Raw genomic sequence first — 2,076 nt, 5'->3', positions numbered from 1 at the left:
GTAACACTAGTCTCTAAAGTTCATCCTTAAACCCGACCTTCGACCTTCCGAACGCGCTGTCAGGAGCAGCCGGAGCAGGCATAGTAGTCCGCCGAGGCAGTTTTTTGTTTCAGGTTTCAGACCCGACCTGCTTGACCGCGGCTTCGAGTGATCTTTCAAACGCGTCGACCACCTGATCGACCTGGGGTTCGGTGATGATCAGCGGCGGGCAGAAGGCCAGCGCGTCGCCCATGTTGCGCGAGATGACGCCGTTCTGTTGCATAAAGCCGTTGACGAGCCTGCCCAGCGCGCCGGCCGTCTCCCACGGCGCCTTGCTCGCCTTGTCGCCGACCAGTTCGACCGCCGCGATCAGGCCGACGCCGCGCACCTCGCCGACAAGCGGGTGCGAAGCGAACTTGCGCAGCCGCTTCTGCATATGCGCGCCGACCGTGCGCGCATTGCCGACGAGATCGCGCTCCTCGATCAGCTTCAGGTTCTCCAACGCGACCGCGGCCGCAACGGGATGGCCGCCGCCGGTGAAGCCGTGGCCGAAGGTGCCGATGCGATTGCTTTCGTCGGCAATCGGCTCGAAAACTTTTTCGTTGATCAGCAGGGCCGAGATCGGCAGGTAGGATGAAGAGATCTGTTTCGACAGCACCATGATGTCGGGCCTGATGCCGAAGGTCTGCGAGCCGAACATTTCACCGGTGCGGCCAAAACCGCAGATGACTTCGTCGGCGACGAGCAGGATGTCGTATTTCGACAGCACCGCCTGGATCTTCTCCCAGTAGCCGGCCGGCGGAACGATGACGCCGCCGGCGCCCATGATCGGTTCGCCGAAGAAGGCGGCGATGGTTTCCGGGCCCTCGGCCAGGATCAGCTTTTCCAAGTCGTCGGCAAGCCGGCTCGAAAACTGCTCTTGGCTCTCGCCAGGCAGCGCCTCGCGCCAGTGGTGCGGCGTCGACGTGTGCAGCACATTGGCGATCGGCAGGTCGAAGGAAATGTGGTTGTTGGGTAGGCCGGTCAGGCTTGCCGCGGCAATGGTGACGCCGTGATAGCCGCGATTGCGGCTGATGATCTTCTTGCGTGCCGGCTGGCCGAGCGCATTGGACCGGTACCAGATCATCTTCATGGCCGTATCGTTGGCCTCGGAGCCGGAATTGGTGAAATACGCCTTGCTCATCGACACCGGCGCCATCTGCACAAGCTTCTCGGCGAGATCGATCAGCGGCGAATGCGATTTGGAACCGAAGTCGTGATAGTAAGGCAGCTTGGACATCTGGCGCACCGCCGCGTCCACCAGCCGCTTCTCCGAGAAGCCGACCGCGACGCTCCAAAGCCCGGCCATCGCCTCGATGTAGCGGTTGCCGGCCAGATCCTCGACATAGATGCCGTCGCCCTTCTCGATGAGGAGCGGCCCTGCTTCCTCATGCTTGCGGGCATTGGTGTAGCCGTGCAGGTGGTAGTTGATGTCGCGAGCTTCGGGAGAATTCGGTCGAGCGTCCATGATGGTTCCTGTCCTGCATGCCGGGACGTGGGTCCTGCCGCCGTTCGGCGCGCATCGGCAGGTCCCTCTGGCATTAATGCTGTTTGGTGCATCTGTTTCTTGTAAGGGTGTCAAGCCCTTTCGAAAGCGCTGGCGGATGGACGGAAGACATGCAGAATTCCAGCTTCGAGGCCGCAGAACGCGAGAACCTGCGCCAAGCCCGCTGTGCGCATTGCCGAGACGTCATTCCTAAACGGCTCACCAGGCACAACATCGAGGCTGAGGTGGCCTGATCGTGGACCATGTCGACTGCATCGTTGCCGGCGCCGGGGTCGTCGGCCTCGCGATCGCGCGCGAGGTGGCGCAGCGCGGCATGGACATCCTGATCCTCGAAGCCGAGAACGCCATCGGCACCGGGATTAGCTCGCGCAATTCCGAGGTTATCCATGCCGGCATCCACTATCCGGCCGGATCGCTGAAGGCCCGGCTCTGCGTGGCAGGCCGGGAAAAGCTCTACCGTTATTGCCAGGAGCGGGCGGTGCCGCATGCGCGCTGCGGCAAGCTCATCGTCGCCACGAATGCCGGACAGGAGCCGGTGCTCGCTTCCATCC

General features: G+C 62.6%; 3 protein-coding genes. 2 read left to right on the top strand and 1 reads right to left on the bottom strand.

The features are described 5' to 3' along the window. Positions 1–109 precede the first annotated feature (109 nt). Positions 110–1,486, bottom strand: a complete 1,377-nt coding sequence (locus tag EOA86_RS32240) for an aspartate aminotransferase family protein (protein WP_128345295.1) — start codon at positions 1,484–1,486, stop codon at positions 110–112. A gap of 149 nt (positions 1,487–1,635) precedes the next feature. Between EOA86_RS32240 and EOA86_RS41350 the strand changes: the two genes are divergently transcribed. Together EOA86_RS41350 and EOA86_RS32235 are read left to right on the top strand one after the other, a co-directional pair. Then, on the top strand, positions 1,636–1,758 hold the full coding sequence (locus tag EOA86_RS41350; RefSeq protein WP_281035722.1) for a hypothetical protein: 123 nt from the start codon (positions 1,636–1,638) through the stop codon (positions 1,756–1,758). 2 nt (positions 1,759–1,760) lie between these two features. Further along, positions 1,761–2,076, top strand: a 316-nt coding sequence (locus EOA86_RS32235; RefSeq protein ID WP_128345293.1) for an FAD-dependent oxidoreductase, incomplete at its 3' end; no start/stop codon positions are given.

It is taken from the genome of Mesorhizobium sp. M5C.F.Ca.IN.020.32.2.1 (assembly GCF_004023105.1).
Classification (GTDB): Bacteria; Pseudomonadota; Alphaproteobacteria; order Rhizobiales; family Rhizobiaceae; genus Mesorhizobium; species Mesorhizobium wenxiniae.
Note: the sequence above shows the minus strand (reverse complement) of the source record. Positions and strands in the feature narration are given on the sequence as shown.